Annotated in this window: 12 protein-coding genes; 5 read left to right on the top strand and 7 right to left on the bottom strand. The window is 48.2% G+C overall.

The window, feature by feature from the left end:
- Positions 1-120: 120 nt before the first annotated feature.
- Genes ACWIP2_RS04910 through ACWIP2_RS04900 form a run of 3 tightly spaced genes read left to right on the top strand, consistent with a single transcriptional unit; the run spans position 121 to position 6,920 of the window.
- Positions 121-3,687 (top strand): T9SS type B sorting domain-containing protein, encoded by a 3,567-nt coding sequence (locus tag ACWIP2_RS04910; RefSeq protein WP_448518790.1) that lies wholly within the window; start codon positions 121-123, stop codon positions 3,685-3,687.
- 6 nt (positions 3,688-3,693) lie between these two features.
- The gene (locus ACWIP2_RS04905; RefSeq protein ID WP_448518789.1) at positions 3,694-4,761 is read left to right on the top strand and encodes a PorP/SprF family type IX secretion system membrane protein; all 1,068 of its coding nucleotides are present in this window, start codon (positions 3,694-3,696) and stop codon (positions 4,759-4,761) included.
- 8 nt (positions 4,762-4,769) lie between these two features.
- Positions 4,770-6,920, top strand: a complete 2,151-nt coding sequence (locus ACWIP2_RS04900) for a carboxypeptidase regulatory-like domain-containing protein (protein WP_448518788.1) — start codon at positions 4,770-4,772, stop codon at positions 6,918-6,920.
- On the opposite strand, the gene ACWIP2_RS04895 is transcribed toward ACWIP2_RS04900, so the two are convergent.
- The 7 genes from ACWIP2_RS04895 to rho form a co-directional block, all read right to left on the bottom strand.
- On the bottom strand, positions 6,904-8,121 hold the full coding sequence (locus ACWIP2_RS04895; RefSeq protein WP_448518787.1) for a chorismate-binding protein: 1,218 nt from the start codon (positions 8,119-8,121) through the stop codon (positions 6,904-6,906). The two genes, ACWIP2_RS04900 and ACWIP2_RS04895, sit on opposite strands and share 17 nt — an antisense overlap.
- A gap of 66 nt (positions 8,122-8,187) precedes the next feature.
- Positions 8,188-9,264 carry an Ldh family oxidoreductase gene (locus ACWIP2_RS04890; protein ID WP_448518819.1) on the bottom strand — a complete coding sequence of 359 codons (1,077 nt, stop codon included), beginning with the start codon at positions 9,262-9,264 and terminating at the stop codon, positions 8,188-8,190.
- Positions 9,265-9,334: 70 nt separating this feature from the next.
- Positions 9,335-9,778, bottom strand: a complete 444-nt coding sequence (gene rplI / locus ACWIP2_RS04885; protein WP_448518786.1) for a 50S ribosomal protein L9 — start codon at positions 9,776-9,778, stop codon at positions 9,335-9,337.
- Between the two features lie 36 nt (positions 9,779-9,814).
- Positions 9,815-10,069, bottom strand: a complete 255-nt coding sequence (gene rpsR, locus ACWIP2_RS04880; RefSeq protein ID WP_250630637.1) for a 30S ribosomal protein S18 — start codon at positions 10,067-10,069, stop codon at positions 9,815-9,817.
- A 5-nt stretch (positions 10,070-10,074) separates the two neighbouring features.
- Positions 10,075-10,449: a 30S ribosomal protein S6 gene (rpsF, locus tag ACWIP2_RS04875; protein ID WP_448518785.1), complete on the bottom strand. Its 375-nt coding sequence runs from the start codon at positions 10,447-10,449 to the stop codon at positions 10,075-10,077.
- An 86-nt stretch (positions 10,450-10,535) separates the two neighbouring features.
- A complete protein-coding gene (locus tag ACWIP2_RS04870) occupies positions 10,536-11,483 on the bottom strand; it encodes an acetyl-CoA carboxylase carboxyltransferase subunit alpha (protein WP_448518784.1) in 948 nt (315 codons plus the stop codon).
- A gap of 34 nt (positions 11,484-11,517) precedes the next feature.
- Positions 11,518-13,269, bottom strand: a complete 1,752-nt coding sequence (gene rho / locus ACWIP2_RS04865) for a transcription termination factor Rho (RefSeq protein WP_448518783.1) — start codon at positions 13,267-13,269, stop codon at positions 11,518-11,520.
- A 221-nt stretch (positions 13,270-13,490) separates the two neighbouring features.
- On the opposite strand from rho, the gene ACWIP2_RS04860 reads away from it, so the two are divergent.
- Together ACWIP2_RS04860 and ACWIP2_RS04855 are read left to right on the top strand one after the other, a co-directional pair.
- Positions 13,491-15,314, top strand: a complete 1,824-nt coding sequence (locus ACWIP2_RS04860) for an ABC transporter ATP-binding protein (protein ID WP_448518782.1) — start codon at positions 13,491-13,493, stop codon at positions 15,312-15,314.
- A 273-nt stretch (positions 15,315-15,587) separates the two neighbouring features.
- On the top strand, positions 15,588-15,833 hold the full coding sequence (locus tag ACWIP2_RS04855) for a hypothetical protein (RefSeq protein WP_448518781.1): 246 nt from the start codon (positions 15,588-15,590) through the stop codon (positions 15,831-15,833).
- Positions 15,834-15,922: the final 89 nt, after the last annotated feature.

Below are 15,922 nucleotides of genomic sequence, written 5' to 3'. Positions count from 1 at the left end.
GTAATTTTTCAACTTTCGGTGAATCTGTCGTACTTTTAGGTACAATTTTTATGGTATTTATGTTTGTGCTGTCGCTCCCAACTTGCATAAATACCTAAAAAAGTTTGTACTTGAAACGCCATGATTTACCGACTTGCTCGATATATATCGCTATCTGTCAGTTTGTTTTTTTTAACCTATGCTTTACAAGCCCAGCTGCCCAATTATAGACAAGAAGAACTCAACGTGCTGAAAGCTATTTTTGACCAAATGGGCGGCGCAAATTGGACAGGCGCAGGTATGCCTTGGCCTGTGAATGCCGCCAACGCCGCTTCTACTTTCCATACATGGGCAGGCATTACTTGCGTGCCTAATGATAGCACGGGGAGAATCGTTAAAATCGCTCTGCCGGGACGAAAACTTACAGGCAAATTGCCTGCCGACATCAACAAATTGATAGAATTGACCGAATTAGACCTCTCGGATAACAGCATAACAGGCGAAATACCCGCTTCGTTGGCTTCTTTGACCAAAATCAAATCTATCAATCTTAGCAAAAATAAAATCACCAAAATTCCCAGTTTTGCCGCCAACTCTTCGCTGCAAACGCTCAACGTGGCTAACAACAATTTAGAGTTTGACAGTTTTGAACCCAATATTGGCAGAGGATTCACGCTAATCCCACAAGACAGTATCGGCAGGGATACGGTCATCGTATTGAATGAAAAGGATGTTTTCCGCTTCGACGGGCAGATCGGCGGCTCGGCTAATGTGTACCAATGGTTCAAAGACGGGCAACCTTTTGGCACAGCAAGCCCTAACGCAGGTATCCTTGAGTTTCCCGACGTTACGCGCAATCTACACGACGGACGATTTGTGCTTCGCATTACCAATCGCTTAGTTACAGGCGTTGCGTTGTTTCGCCGCAACATCCGCATTATCGTTACTCCTTGTTTTATCACCGGCTCGCGTATAGCCCCTGAACGGACGATTTACTGTGAAGGAGCGCCTGTGCCAACTTTTACAGGCGATCCGGCATCAGGCGCTGTGGGCACGCTTCGCTACCAGTGGCAGCGCTCCACCGACAGCCTCTCGTGGACAGATGTAGGCCCCAACAGCAGCAACTACCAGCCAACAGTTATCGGACAGAGTATCTTCCTGCGTCGCCTCGCATTAGATGACCGCTGCGTAACCGATACAAGCAACGTTATCCGTATTCTCTTTGTGCCACGCATTCGCAACAACGAAGTAGGAGCATCTTATATCTATTGTCCCGGCGACAGCATCCGTACTTTTACAGGGCTGCGCCCGGTAACAGGCGGCGACGGCAACTACCGTTTCCAATGGCAAAGTTCTAAAAATAAAATAGACTGGTTCGACGAAGATGCTACGCCCAACTTCCGTCCGCAGGCGTTAGAAGACACGACCTATTTCCGCCGCATCGTTTCCGATCGCTCTTGCTCTGTTGATACGAGTAATGTACTTCGGGTGGTCGTATCGCCTGAATTCGGTCCTAATGTAGTTGGCTTTGACCAGATTCTCTGTCCCGGGCAGCGTCCACTGGCTTTGCGCGATACCATACGCTTGGATTCTACTGCCGCCGCACGCGATACTGTTAACTTTCGATTCCAATGGCAACGTTCTACCGATCGCCAAGTATGGGTACGCGCCGACTCCATGACACGCGCCGACACATTTTCCATCTTCCAGCCCCGCGTACTGACCACTACCACCTATTTCCGCCGGCTGGTTATTAGCCCTTGCGTTACCGATACGAGCAATATAGTAACCATTGCCATAGCGCCGCCTATCGAAGGCAACTTCATTGAAGCTGACCGCGAAACACTTTGCGATAACGATACGCTACCCGTCAAACTTCGCGGCATCATTCCCGAACCCAAAGGCGGAGGGGGCGAATACAGGTATGTCTGGCAAAGCTCGCTTAATGGGCGGGATTGGAACGACCGCGCTAGTTCCGATACACTCGATTTGTTCATTCGCGACGTTTCGGATACGACACTCGTGCGACGCATTGTGCGCAGCCGCTGCTACTCCGATACCAGCAATGTTATTCAGATCAATCGCGCCTTCGACTTTGGCGAAAATACAGTAACAAGCAGCAACCAAACCATCTGTGTAACTGATACCCCGCCGCGGATTGAAGCCAGCCGTCCTTCAGAACGCGGCAGGTTCGACATCCAGTGGCAGATCTCACCTGACTCTATCAACTGGGCAAATGTAGATTCAACACTTAGCCAATTGGACTTAGGGCGCGGCGTGGACTACCGACCCGATACGCTGCGGCTCCCGCTGCAATACTTCCGAAGATTGATCAATAATGGCTGTCGGACAGATACCAGTAATTTTATGGCGCTGCGCGTAGTGCCGCGTTTGGCGGGCAATCGCATCGGGCCTGTTACACAAGAAGTTTGTGAAGACAGCCCTATTGAGGCATTGCGCGGTCAGCAACAACTGACAGGAGGCGGTGGTAACTATCGTTATCGCTGGGAAGTGTCTAACGACAGTGTGCGATGGGCGCTTGCCGATACTGCTGCTGTTTTCCAACCGCAAGGGTTGGTTCGCACAACGCTTGTTCGGCGAATTGTGCAAGCGGCTAATTGCGCCCCCGATACAAGCAATATGGTGCAAATTCGCATTATCAACCGTTTGGAAAACAACCGCATCCGCGACAATCAGGAAGTTTGCTTCGGGGTAGTTCCCGATACGCTGCGCGGCAGCGTTCCTACAGGCGGCAATGGCCAGTATAGCTATATCTGGCAACGCGAAGTCAGCCCTAATGTGTGGGTCACTGTTGGCGCAGAGCGCGACCACTTCCCCGATGTGATTCAGTCGACGCGTTTCCGCCGCATCGTCTCTACGCAATGTTTTACAGATACCAGTCAGGCGGTTAACGTATTTGTTACGCGTCCGATTCGCAATAATATCATCCTGACGACTAACCTGACCGTTTGTCGCGGAGCGCAACCGGATACGATTAAGGCTTCTATTCCACAGGACGGCACTGGTGTATTCGAATATCAGTGGCAGATCTCTACCAACCGAACTACTTGGCGCGATATTCCGCGCGAGGTAGCCCCGTTCCTGCTGCCGCCCACACCTGATACAACGAGTTTCTATCGGCGTATTGTCCGCAACAAGTGCTTCAGCGATACGAGCCTGTCCGTTCCGGTGCGTGTATTGCCTTTGCCTCGCGTAAATGCCGGCCCTGACACAACTGTGATCTTTGGCAGAAGCGTCCGACTGCGGGCTACAGGCGCAACTCGCTACATCTGGACACCACGAGACGGGTTGGATAACGACTCAATCGCCACTCCGCTGGCAAGCCCTCGTGTCAATACGCGCTACATCGTTCGCGGCATTGATGCGGCAGGCTGCGTTGGTGTAGATACGATTGAGGTGCGCGTAGCTACCGATCCGAACTTATTAGTTGATATTGTGGACGTTATTACGCCAAACGGCGACGGACTCAATGACTTTTTACACATCCGAAACATCGAGTTGTACCCGCAAAATACGCTGATTATTTTCAACAGATGGGGGCAGGAAATCCTCCAACGCCGCAACTATGCCAACGATTGGGACGGAACGATAGACGGTAAAACACTGCCCACGGGCGTATATTTCTACATTTTCCGGATAGAAGGCAGTCCGCTACCGAAAACGGGATCATTCACGTTACTCAATTAAAGCACTATGAAGAAGGTTCTACTGATATGTGCGTGTTTTTTCGGGTGGATTGCATTCGCTCATGCGCAACAAGTGCCGCTATATAGCCAGTACTTTCACAATCCGTTTATCTACAATCCCGCATGGGCAGGTTTGGAGAAGTTTGCCTCTGCTAACCTGACTTTTCGCCGCCAATGGGAAGGGCTGGAAGGCGCACCGCAAACCATACTTGCTACACTCGATTTGCCCTTTTATGAAAACCGCGCCGGTTTTGGTATTAATGTTTTTCAGGACAGAATAGGCCTGTTTCAGCAAAATAAAGTACAATTCAGCTATGCCTATCACCTGTTCGAGTTATACGAAAACAGTTCAGTATTCTCTTTCGGATTAACGGGAGGCTTGATTACTAACCGGATTGACTTCAATAATGCCTTCATTCTCAATCCCAATGATCCACAGATATTGAATAATACGGGTAATTATCAGGGGCTGGAGTTTACCTTTGGAATGAACTATATTTTTCAGGATAAGTTCCAGATTGGATTTACTATGCCGCAATTCCTGACCACAGGTATCCGCACGATTGATAACAGCACCAACGATATTCAGTTGCAGCCGCATTTTCTGCTTGCAGCCCGCTGTACGCTGAAGACTTATGATGAGATTCACAGGATAGAGCCGATGCTGATGCTGCGCAAAGTAGGGAATGTGCCGCTTCAATTTGATATTGGTGCGCAATATATTTGGAATAATACGCTTTGGTTCAATGCAGCCTTTCGCACAAGCTATAGCGCTGTAGCAGCTGTTGGGTTCAACGTGAAGAGTTTTCGCATCGGACTTGCCCGCGATTTTGCTGTTTCCGAATTGCAGGGTGCTGTAGGCAGCACCAACGAAATTATGATGGGCTACAAATTCAACCATCTGAAAACTAAAACTTACGGCGCACAAAAAGGGCGCGCTAATACCAATCTTCGCCGCAAAGTGGAGCATCCTTCCAGACCCGGTCCCGTTTATCGCCCCAATAACTTACACTTGAAAAAGAATTCGAAAAAGAAACCCAACGTGAATCTGCGCTCACGTCGCCGAAGTAATTGATTTTGTGTATGCGGATATTTTTGCTGATCTGTCTGCTGTGGGCTGTCTATATACCAACATACGGGCAAGCAAATGATGAACGTTTTCAAGTGCAACTACTGCGTTTGAATATGCAGCGGGATGAAGCATTTCCTGTATTTTACGGCAATCAGTTATATTATCTGTCGGCAAATAAAATGAAGTCGCCCATAGATATAAACAGCAGCGCGGCTTATTATCTTTTGCCGCATCCCGACAGTAGTTATACCTTCCGCAGGCGTGTTTTTTTGGCACAGAAAAGAGAAGAACAGGGAAGTATTGCGGGTGCTTCCTATCTGGCGCAAGACAACATGGTTTTTTACAGCCGTTACTTAGCTAAAGCATCTAAAAAGCCGCAAGTTGCCCGCCTCTATACTGCCCTTGCTTCGGATAATGTTTGGTACAGCGTACTGTCTTTGCTCGACAATCTGCCCGATACGGTTACTGTCTGCCATCCTTCCATATCGGAGGACGGTAGTGCGCTTTATTTTGCTGCTAATCTGCCCGATAACTTTGGCGGCCTCGATATTTACGTCATTCGAAAAGACAGCCTCGGCAAGTGGTCTGCGCCTGTTAATCTGGGTGCAAACATCAACTCTTCTGCCGATGAAATTACGCCTTTTATACACCCCGAAGGCAATTTGTATTTTGCTTCCAATCGCATGAACGGTTACGGCGGCTTTGATATTTACGAAGTGCCTACAGCAGTAGGTAAAGCGCAGGAATGCAGAATTATGCCGCCACCTTTCAACTCAACAGGAGATGACTTTGCGCTGATTATGAATGAGGCGCAGCGAATCGGTTACTTTAGCTCCAATCGAAGAGGCAACTACGACATCTACTCTGTACAGGTTTTAGCACTTCACCGCACACGCAACCTGACCGAAGATGGCGAGAGTTTGTACGGTCAGTTTGAAATGAAGGTAACAGGCACCGTAATAGATACTGCCAATCGTCAGCCGGTGCGTGGTGCATTGGTCAAGTTGCGCGATGTTTATACAGACGACATCCGCGTTGCTTTCACTAACAATACAGGCAACTACCAGTTCACCATTAAGAACGACTGCAAATACCAGATCGGTGTATCTAAGGTTGGCTATCATAGCAATGCGGACATAGAGTTTTCCACAATCGGCATTACCGAGCCTGTAACGCTCAACATAAACCTGCTGATGAGTCCGCCGCTGTACCGGCAATCGCTTAAAGTAAAGGTATGGGAAACGGGCATTGTGCAACAGGCAAGCAAAAATCCGATTAACGATGCTACATTAGTGCTAGAAGATATCAACAGCGGCGAGAAATACGAAAAACGAAGCCAACCTGACGGCTCTTGTCTGTTTATATTAGAACAGGGACGCACCTACAAACTCGTTGCCGAGGCAAGTGGCTATCAGAGAAGTTTACCCTACAGGGTTACGACCAATCCTAAGTACGTAGGACAATTCATCGAAATGGATGTAGAACTGCCGCGCGAGGAAGTTACTAATAACCCTAACAACCGCTATATAAGGACAATTGTTGTTAATCAGGATACGAACCTGCCGATAGGCAATGCCACTGTTTACCTAACCAATTCAAAAACAGGTGAAACGCGCTTTCTCTACACTGACAGTGAAGGAATGGCTACTTTCAGAGCCGATTCAGGGGTCGTTTACAAGCTGGAAGCTCAAATGATGGGCTATCAAATGGAAGACTACATGATTACCGAAGGGCAGGACGTAGAATCAGGCAAAATACAAGACGTACTACTGCCGCTAAAGCCGGTAAACTACAACCCTATCCCCTTGGATATTACCATCCCTACTATATACTACAGTGCGGAACGAGAGACGCTGAGCGATGAAGTCAAAGCAGAACTTAACCGCATTCTACAGCTGTTGGCAGAGTATCCGGGAGTGAAAATTGCCATAGAAGCACATGCAGATTTAAATGAATCGGCGAAGAATGTTTACGAAATCGCCCTCAAACGCGCCAATGCTGCTGCTGCTTATTTGTTTAAGAACGGACTTTTGAGAGAGCGGGTAGTGGCTATCCGCAGTTTCGGAGCAGAACGCCAGCGCCACAATTGTCAGCGCAAAGACTGCACTCCCGAACAGCGCAGGGAGAACCGCCGCATCGAATTTATCATTGTGTATCGGTAGTCCGGATCAGGCTTAGCATCGTATTACACTTCAGTTCTGTTTCGTGCCATTCTTTTTCAGGGTCAGAATCTTCCGTGATACCCGCCCCTGCATACATGATCAGGCTGCGCTCTTGTAACTGCATACAGCGCAGATTGACAAACAGATGGCTTTCATTATCCATATTGACACTGCCTATGTAGCCGCTGTACATAGAGCGGTCATAATTTTCATGGCGATAAATAAAGTTAGTGGCAGGTTCTTTAGGCATTCCGCAGACTGCAGAAGTCGGATGCAGCAGCGAAAGCATTACCGTACCTAACTGCGGGAAATTTGTAGCCTGCATATCTACCTCAAAATCTGTCCGCAGGTGAATCAGATGCCCCGCAGCTACTGTACGCGGACCGTTTTCCTCAAACTCGCGCAAGCGGATTTTCTTAAAACAGTTGATAATATAGCGGCTGACCATTGCCTGCTCGGCAATTTCTTTTTGTGTCCATGAAGCCTGTTGTAAATTATCGAATGCTCCCTTTGCCTGTGTGCCTGCCAGTGCCATAGTGCGGAAGATCTGATGACTGTCTACACTGACCAGTATTTCAGGGGTTGCACCCATCCAAACCCCTGCCTGTGGAATGGCAAAGAAAGAAATATAAGCCGTCGGATAGCGTCGGCACAATTCCATGAAGACATTAACAGGGTTGAAATCCTTAGGCATCATCGCTTCCTTTTGCCGAGAAAGTACTACTTTCTGGAACTCCTGTCTTCTGATGGCTTCAATAGCTGAACGGACAGCTGAACGGAAGCTATCGGCTGAGTTGCCTGTTACCTGCGTTGGAGCAATGTAGCTATGCAGTTGTCGCATAGATACTTTCGCTGTAGAAGTTTCGTTTACAGGGACAATAACAGTGCCTCTTGAGCGCTGTATTTGATCGCTTTTGCTATCGGCTTCCCAAGTCCAATGCTGGTCGGCGGGAATGAAGAAGATACCTTTTGATGTGTCGAAAGGAGCAGCTGCAAAGCCCGGGGGCAGTGTTTCCAAATCTACCTGCTCGTAGCGCTGTGCCTCTGTTGCAAAACCTGCAATCAAGTCAATCCGATTGCGTTCGGGCATTTTCCAAAGCGCAAAAGGACGGCTTTCGCTGCTGATATAAGTCAGTAGGTAATTGATTTCGGCGGATAGATCAACAGAGGCAGCAATCTCAATGTGTGGCTCAGGCAGCATAATATAAAACCTATTTGTGGTTGTAACGTCAAAATGCGGTTTATTGTTGTAACAACTATTGTTGTTTTACAATCCTTTCAGTCCCATTTTGTCTGCCAACCGGCGCAGATCTTCTACTACGGACATCACTAAAGGGATGCCTGTGGTGCGGCGCACGGCTTCTGCCTCGCGTTCAGGATCGCCGGGAATCAGGACGCGCTCGTATCCTTGGGCAGGGGTAGCTCTGCGAAAGCGCCCGATCCATTTGTCCATGTGCTGCTTAAACTCTTCGGCAGGGCGGAATGCATCTATGCGCATAGCGCCCAGAAAATGCCCTAATCCTTCGCCTACGGGGTCAGTGGGGGGAGGCAGGAAACTAACAAAAGGCGGCGCCCAAGGGCCGTATCCTGCACCGGAAAGCACTGCTGAAAAAATATCTACAATCGAGCCGAGGCAATAACCTTTATGGCTGCCATGTTCGCGGTCAGAGCCGAGCGGTAGCAGTGCGCCACCCTTTTTCAACGCGTTTGCATCCGGCGTAGGTAGCCCCTCGCTATTTTGTACCCAACCTAAGGGCGCATCGGCATTGTTGCGTTGCAGAATTTCGAGTTTGCCATTGGCAGCTGTTGTCGTAGCAAAGTCTGCAACAAAAGGCGGTTGCTCTTGTGCAGGAATTGCTACTGCGATTGGGTTCGTACCCAGCAACCGCTCTACGGAAAATGTAGGCGCAACAAGCGGACTTGCATTGGTCATCGCTACACCGATCATATCGTAGGCGAGCGCCTGCATTGCATGATGCCCAGCAATGCCAAAATGGTTAGAGTTGCGCACACTTACCCAGCCTGTACCTACTTGCTTTGCCTTTTCAATGGCTATCTGCATTGCTTTGGGTGCTACCACTAGCCCCAGCCCCGCACCCCCGTCAAGCGTAGCAGTTGAGGGGGTTTCATGCACCACACGAATATGGGGTGTAGTATTGATGCGCCCGGCTTCCCAAAGGCGCACATACCCCGACAGGCGGGCAACACCATGCGAGTCTATCCCGCGCAGATCGGCTACGAGCAATCCTTCAGCAGCCGTTTGAGCGTCTGTCTCAGAGCAGCCAATTGCGCGAAATACCTGATAAACAAATTGATAAAGCGAGTCGTAGGTAAAGGTTTGCACGAGCAGCAAGAGAAAAGACAAGAAAAATTGCGGGCTTTTAACTTGAACCCGCAATTTGGGTATTCAATGATTAGCCGGCTATAACTTCTATGGCTACTTCTTTCTTTACTTCTTTGTGCAGGTCAAGAATGGCAGTGTAATTGCCCAGCATTTTAATTTCGCTTTTGAAAGCGATTTTCTTGCGATCGATATCAAAGCCTTTTTCTTTTAATGCTTCAGACAGTTGGTTGGTAGTAACTGCGCCAAAAATTTTGCCACTTTCACCGGCTTTTGTTGCGATTTGGATCACCAGATCGCCAATACGGTCGGCCAGTTCTTGTGCTTCGCGCTTGATTTTTTCGGCCTTGTGAGCTGCTTGGCGCATATTTTCGGCAATGACTTTCTTGTTTGACTCAGTAGCAGCTACTGCCAATCCGCGCGGGATAAGATAGTTGCGTCCGTAGCCGGGCTTAACAGTAACGATGTCGTTCTTATAGCCCAAACCTACGATATCTTCTTTGAGAATAATTTCCATGACAGCAATTCGATAATTGATGGTGGTTAACTAAGACTATTTGAGCGAATCGGTTACGTATGGCAACAACGCCAAATGGCGGGCGCGCTTTACAGCCTGCGCTACGCGACGTTGAAATTTCAGGCTTGTACCTGTCAGGCGACGAGGCAAAATTTTACCTTGCTCGTTGACAAACTTCAGAAGGAAATTAGCGTCTTTGTAGTCAATGTACTTGATGCCGCTCTTCTTAAAACGGCAGTACTTTTTCTTGTTTTCGTTGTTTCTAACAACTGATTCGTTTACGAGTGTCATGGCTATTAGGCTTCAGTTTCGGTTTTAGCAGGTTCTGACTTTTTGTTGAAAGCACCTTTGCGGCGTTTTTCGTTGTACTCCAAGGCGTGTTTATCCAGCTTGGTAGTCAAGAAGCGCATGACGCGCTCGTCGCGCCTAAACTCGGTTTCCAGTGTTTTGACAATATCCGGTTGACCTGCGTACTCGAACAATGTGTAAAAACCTGTGCTCTTGTGCTGAATGGGATAGGCGAGCTTTTTCAGCCCCCAGTCTTCGTGGTGATACACATCTGCACCAAGCGAGGTTAGTACTTGTTTGAACTTTTCGACTGCATCCTTCATCTGAGCATCAGACAAAACGGGAGTTAAAATGAATACAGTCTCATAATGGTTTGGCTTCATAAAATTTAGCGGCAAACGTTGAAGATTAATTTTTGAGGGGGCAAAGTTAGCCCAAATTATCTGAAAAACAAGTGCTTTGTAAATACTTATTGCGCATAAACGCCCATAGCAGTGAATTTTTCTATGCGTAGATGGATGCGTTCGCGCGGTGAAAGCGCGTCTAATTCGCGAAACTGCTCCAAGATAACTTTCTTGACCGTTTGCATGATGGCGGCCTTGTCTTTGTGTGCGCCTCCGAGCGGCTCTTCAATAATGCCGTCAATGAGCTTGAAAGCCAGCATATCGGTCGCTGTCAGTTTGAGTGCTTCGGCTGCCTGCTCTTTGTAGTTCCAACTGCGCCACAGAATCGAAGAACAGGATTCGGGAGAGATGACCGAATACCAAGTGTTTTCCAGCATTAGTACGCGGTCGCCAATGGCAATGCCCAGAGCGCCGCCCGAAGCTCCCTCGCCGATGATGATACAGATAACAGGCACTTTGAGCATGAACATTTCGCGCAGGTTGCGGGCAATGGCCTCTGCCTGCCCCCGTTCTTCAGCCTCAATGCCCGGAAACGCACCGGGAGTATCTATAAAAGTAACAATAGGCTTGTTGAATTTTTCGGCTAATTTCATCAGGCGCAGCGCTTTGCGATAGCCCTCAGGGTTAGCCATGCCGAAGTTGCGAAACTGGCGCTCTTTGGTGTTGCGTCCTTTTTGCTGACCGATCAGCATAAAAGTCTGTCCTTCAATCCTACCGAAGCCGCCTACCATTGCCTTGTCGTCGGCAATATTGCGGTCGCCAAAAAGTTCGATAAAATCTGAAGTTATGTTATAGATATAGTCCAGCGTGTAGGGGCGATCTACATGTCTGGAAAGTTGCACGCGTTGCCAACGGGTCAGATTGCGGTAGGTCTCTACTTTCAGATCGTTGATACGGCGCTCCAGTACACGCACGGGTTCACTTACATCTACGCCGTTTTCGGTCGCTAGGCGCTTCATTTCTGCCAGCTTGCCTTCCAGTTCGGCGATGGGTTTTTCAAAATCAAGCAACATCTTTGGGGTTGTGTGTTACAATGAATTGGAAGAATTAGTTGTTCATGCTGAGCAGGAAATCCTCGTTATCTTTAGTTCCTTTCATATTGTTGAGCAGAAACTCCATAGCCTCGCTGGAATTCATGTCGGACATGTACTTGCGCAAAATCCACACGCGTTGCAGGGTATCTTTGTCCAGCAGCAGGTCTTCGCGGCGTGTACCTGAAGCAGGTACGTCTATAGCAGGGAATACACGCTTGTTGGCCAACTTGCGGTCTAACTGCAACTCCATGTTGCCCGTGCCTTTAAATTCTTCAAAGATCACTTCGTCCATTTTGGAGCCGGTATCAATCAGCGCCGTAGCAATGATCGTCAGCGAGCCGCCGTTTTCCACATTGCGGGCAGCGCCAAAGAAACGTTTAGGCTTGTGTAGCGCATTTGCATCCACACCGCCGGAAAGGATTTTGCCTGATGAAGGCACAACTGTATTATAGGCACGCGCTAGGCGGGTAATAGAGTCAAGCAGGATAACAACATCATGCCCGCATTCCACCATGCGTTTGGCTTTTTCCAGTACAATGCTCGATACTTTGACGTGGCGCTCGGCCTGCTCGTCGAAAGTAGAGGCGATTACTTCTGCATTAACACTTCGCGCCATGTCGGTAACCTCTTCGGGGCGCTCGTCTATCAGCAGTACGATAAGGTACACTTCGGGGTGATTTTTAGCAATTGCGTTAGCTATTTCTTTGAGCAATACAGTTTTACCTGTTTTAGGCTGCGCAACAATCATCCCGCGCTGACCTTTACCTATCGGGGCAAAAAGGTCTAACAAACGAGTAGAGTATTCATTGGGTTTGTGGCTGAGTTTCAGGCGCTCATTTGGAAACAGCGGAGTAAGGTATTCGAAAGGAACTCGGTCGCGCACCTGCTCGGTCGTTTTACCGTTGACAGTAATTACGCGCAGTAGAGCAAAGTATTTTTCACCTTCTTTGGGCGGGCGGATCGTACCGCGAACAGTATCGCCTGTTTTAAGCCCAAAGAGTTTAATTTGTGAAGGAGAAACGTAGATGTCGTCGGGGCTTGCCAAATAGTTATAATCCGATGAGCGCAGGAAACCATAGCCATCTTGCATGATTTCGAGTACTCCTTCGTTTTCGATGACACCGTCGAAATCGCGGACAGTAAACTTTGGCTGTTGCTGCTGGCGCTGCTGATTGCCTCGTTGTTGTTGCTGGTTATTGTTATTGGGGTTTACACCTTGTCGCTCGTTTTCGAGGCGGCGCTGTGGGCGTTGTTGCTCAACAACCGGAGGCTCCGGCTCAAGTGGTTCAGCTACTACCGGCATTTCCTCTGTTTTTTCTTCAGCCACTACAGGCGGCAGTAAGGCGGTATCTATGATGAAATCCGTAGTAAAATCTTCTTCTACAGGTGGCAAAGCAATCTCTTCGTCGGACAATACCATTTCCACTGCCTCGGCCAGCATTTCTTTTTTGCCTATGCGTGTCCGTTTTTTTTCTGGCAACATCTCCTCTTGTGGCAAGATGCTTTCAGTAGCAGGTGTTTCTTTGCGTGAAGTAACATTCTGGCGTTCACGACGCAATTTTAATGTAGGTGAGCTACTTGTTTCGACTTTCTTTTCAGTTGTTGCAACTTCAGAAGCTAAAGACGGGTTGCCAGCCTGATGCTCCATAATTTTGTTGATCAGGTCTTTTTTGGTGGGTTTACCTACTATTTTAACACCCAATTCTTCAGCCAGTTGCCTGACTTCTGACAAGAGTTTGAGGTTCAACTCTTCAATGCTATACATATGAATCCGGAAAATAAGTTATTGCTGCCTCGCAATGATGCAGCAGGAAGGACAAGAGGTTATAAAAACTGAATCAGAAATGGAATTCAATAAAAACTTTTGCTCGGAACGGCAACAAGGAATAAGTCTGCAATTATATTAGTTCCGCGCGGAATAACCAAATATTGCGCTTATTTTTTGCTATTATTTTTATTTTAATGCCTTTAAACTAACATTGCACAATGAAAGTTTTTTGGCGTATTCTGTCGTTTTCTTCCGCTTGGGTGCGCTTGTTACCTATCTATCTATTATTGCTGCTGCTATCGGTTGTCTTTGGGGCGCTCAACTTTTCGCTGCTGATTCCCTTGTTCGACGTGCTTTTTCAACAGGTACCTGTAGAGACTGCCACTCTGCAAGAGCCTGCATGGGCAGGCAATCTGATGACATATGCTGCCGATTACTTCAACTATCGCCTGCGACTTTCAGTAGCCGAATACGGACAAATGCGCTCTCTTCAGTTGGTGTGTATGGTGCTGGTCAGTTCGGTTGTACTTTCCAACCTGTTTGTCTATCTGGCACAATACATTATGAATCAACTTTGTTATACGCTGATTCGCAATATTCGTTTGGCAATTTTTGAGAAATTTACCTCGCTGCATCTGGCCTATTTCAAAGGAGAGCGCAAAGGCGATCTGCTCTCGCGTCTGACCAACGACGTACAAGAGATTGAGGTAACAGTGGTTACGGTACTAAAGTCGCTTATCAAGGAACCTGTTACAATTGTCATCTTTTTTGGCGCTTTGCTGTACCTCTCGGTAGAATTAACCATTTTTACTTTGCTTTTTCTGCCCATTAGTGGTGCTATTATCGCCGAGGTCAGCAAGCGTTTGCGCCGCGTCGGGCGCGAGCGGCAAGATATGCTGGGCAGCATTGTCAATATCGCAGAAGAAGCACTCGGTGGCATTAAGGTCATCAAGGCTTTTAATGCCGTACCTTATATCAACCAAAAGTTTGCCGAGCGCAATGAAACCTACAGGCGACTGACGCTGAACATAGAAAACAAACGCGACCTTGCCTCGCCGCTTTCGCAGGTACTGGGCGCAATCGTTGTGGGAGGCATTCTCCTATATGGCGGTCGGATGGTCTTCGGAGGCGAACTGGCTGCCTCCTCTTTTATGGCTTACATCGCTTTTTTTACCCAAATACTAACACCTGCCAAGTCAATTTCGACGGCTCTAAGCACCTTGCAGCGCGGAGTGGCTTCTATGGAGCGCGTGTTGCAAGTCATTGATGTGAAGGTTGCTATTAGTTCTGCACCTGATGCCCAACCAATTGCCGGCCTGCAACGTGTGATCGAGTGGCACAACGTATCGTTTTCCTATGGTGAACGACAAGTGCTGCAAAACATCAACCTGCGACTCGAAAAGGGCAAGTCGCTGGCATTAGTCGGACCTTCGGGTGGTGGTAAATCTACTCTGGCAGACCTCCTGCCGCGCTTTTACGACCCGCAGCAGGGCTACATCAGTATTGACGGGATAGATATCCGAAAGATTGAACTGTCTTCTCTGCGCAGTCTTTTTGGCATTGTTACCCAAGAGCCGATAATTTTTAACGATACAGTATTTAATAACATAGCCTTCGGAATGCCGCAGGCAAGCCTTGCGGCAGTAGAAGCAGCAGCCCGCGTTGCCAATGCACACGAATTTATCATGCAGTTGGAAAATGGCTACGACACAGTGTTAGGCGATCGCGGCGGCAGACTTTCAGGCGGGCAGCGGCAGCGCATCAGCATTGCCCGCGCCGTAATGAAAAACCCTCCCGTGCTGATTCTGGACGAAGCCACCTCAGCCTTAGATTCCGAGTCGGAAAAGGCAGTGCAGGATGCCCTCGAAAAGGTGATGCAGGGACGCGCCACGCTCATTATTGCACACCGCCTCAGCACAGTACAAAACGCCGACGAAATTGCCGTCATCCAAGACGGGCACGTCCTCGAACAAGGCTCCCACCGCGAACTGATCGCCAGAGAAGGCTTGTACAGCAAACTGACACAGTTGCAGACGTTTTAGAGGACAATCAAGCCGGTTGAAGACCTAAAGACCACCCTACAAATGTATCACAGAATTATTAGTTTTCAACAAATAAGCGTTCCCGCTTTTTACCGCCCCACCCTTGCCCTCTCCACTGGGGAGGGTTGGATGGGGCAAAACTCAAGAACGGTTTATTCTTGAAAGTCAATAATAGACCGATGGGAAGAGTTAAAAACAAAAAAGCAAGCCCTTGAGAACCAATTAGGCAACCTTACGTTCTATTCACAAATACACCCCTTAGTAGCAGAACAGTTGCAACAGGATTTATTGCTCATAGACCAACAAATAACAGCTATCTGTGAGCGTATAGAAAAAGAACTGCCCCCTGCCTATGAGCAGCTTGTCAGCCTGGCGAGCAGTGTGAAAGGTATCGGCAAAAAAACGGCTACCCACCTGACCTTGCTGACCAAAGGCTTACAGCAATTTACTTCTCACCGACAATTGGCTCCTGACTTCCGCAGAAAAAACGACGCTAATTTACAACTATTTGATAATTAGACATTTGCAATTTTTCAATTTGTATTTTGGGTGTCCCAGAGGTTGGATTCATACCTTTGAGGCATGTTTGTATGCAAAAAGCCCAACAA

Source organism: Rhodoflexus sp. (genome assembly GCF_053489755.1).
This window is presented reverse-complemented; position numbering and strand designations above follow the sequence as displayed.

Bases quoted from the DNA above. Each gene is read 5' to 3' on its own strand.
- ACWIP2_RS04870 (WP_448518784.1), bottom strand. From the start codon at position 11,483: ATGTTGCTTGATTTTGAAAAACCCATCGCCGAACTGGAAGGCAAGCTG.
- ACWIP2_RS04895 (WP_448518787.1), bottom strand. From the start codon at position 8,121: ATGCTGCCTGAGCCACACATTGAGATTGCTGCCTCTGTTGATCTATCC.
- ACWIP2_RS04860 (WP_448518782.1), top strand. From the start codon at position 13,491: ATGAAAGTTTTTTGGCGTATTCTGTCGTTTTCTTCCGCTTGGGTGCGC.
- rho (WP_448518783.1), bottom strand. From the start codon at position 13,269: ATGTATAGCATTGAAGAGTTGAACCTCAAACTCTTGTCAGAAGTCAGG.
- ACWIP2_RS04905 (WP_448518789.1), top strand. From the start codon at position 3,694: ATGAAGAAGGTTCTACTGATATGTGCGTGTTTTTTCGGGTGGATTGCA.
- rpsR (WP_250630637.1), bottom strand. From the start codon at position 10,069: ATGACACTCGTAAACGAATCAGTTGTTAGAAACAACGAAAACAAGAAA.
- ACWIP2_RS04900 (WP_448518788.1), top strand. From the start codon at position 4,770: ATGCGGATATTTTTGCTGATCTGTCTGCTGTGGGCTGTCTATATACCA.
- rpsF (WP_448518785.1), bottom strand. From the start codon at position 10,449: ATGAAGCCAAACCATTATGAGACTGTATTCATTTTAACTCCCGTTTTG.
- rplI (WP_448518786.1), bottom strand. From the start codon at position 9,778: ATGGAAATTATTCTCAAAGAAGATATCGTAGGTTTGGGCTATAAGAAC.
- ACWIP2_RS04910 (WP_448518790.1), top strand. From the start codon at position 121: ATGATTTACCGACTTGCTCGATATATATCGCTATCTGTCAGTTTGTTT.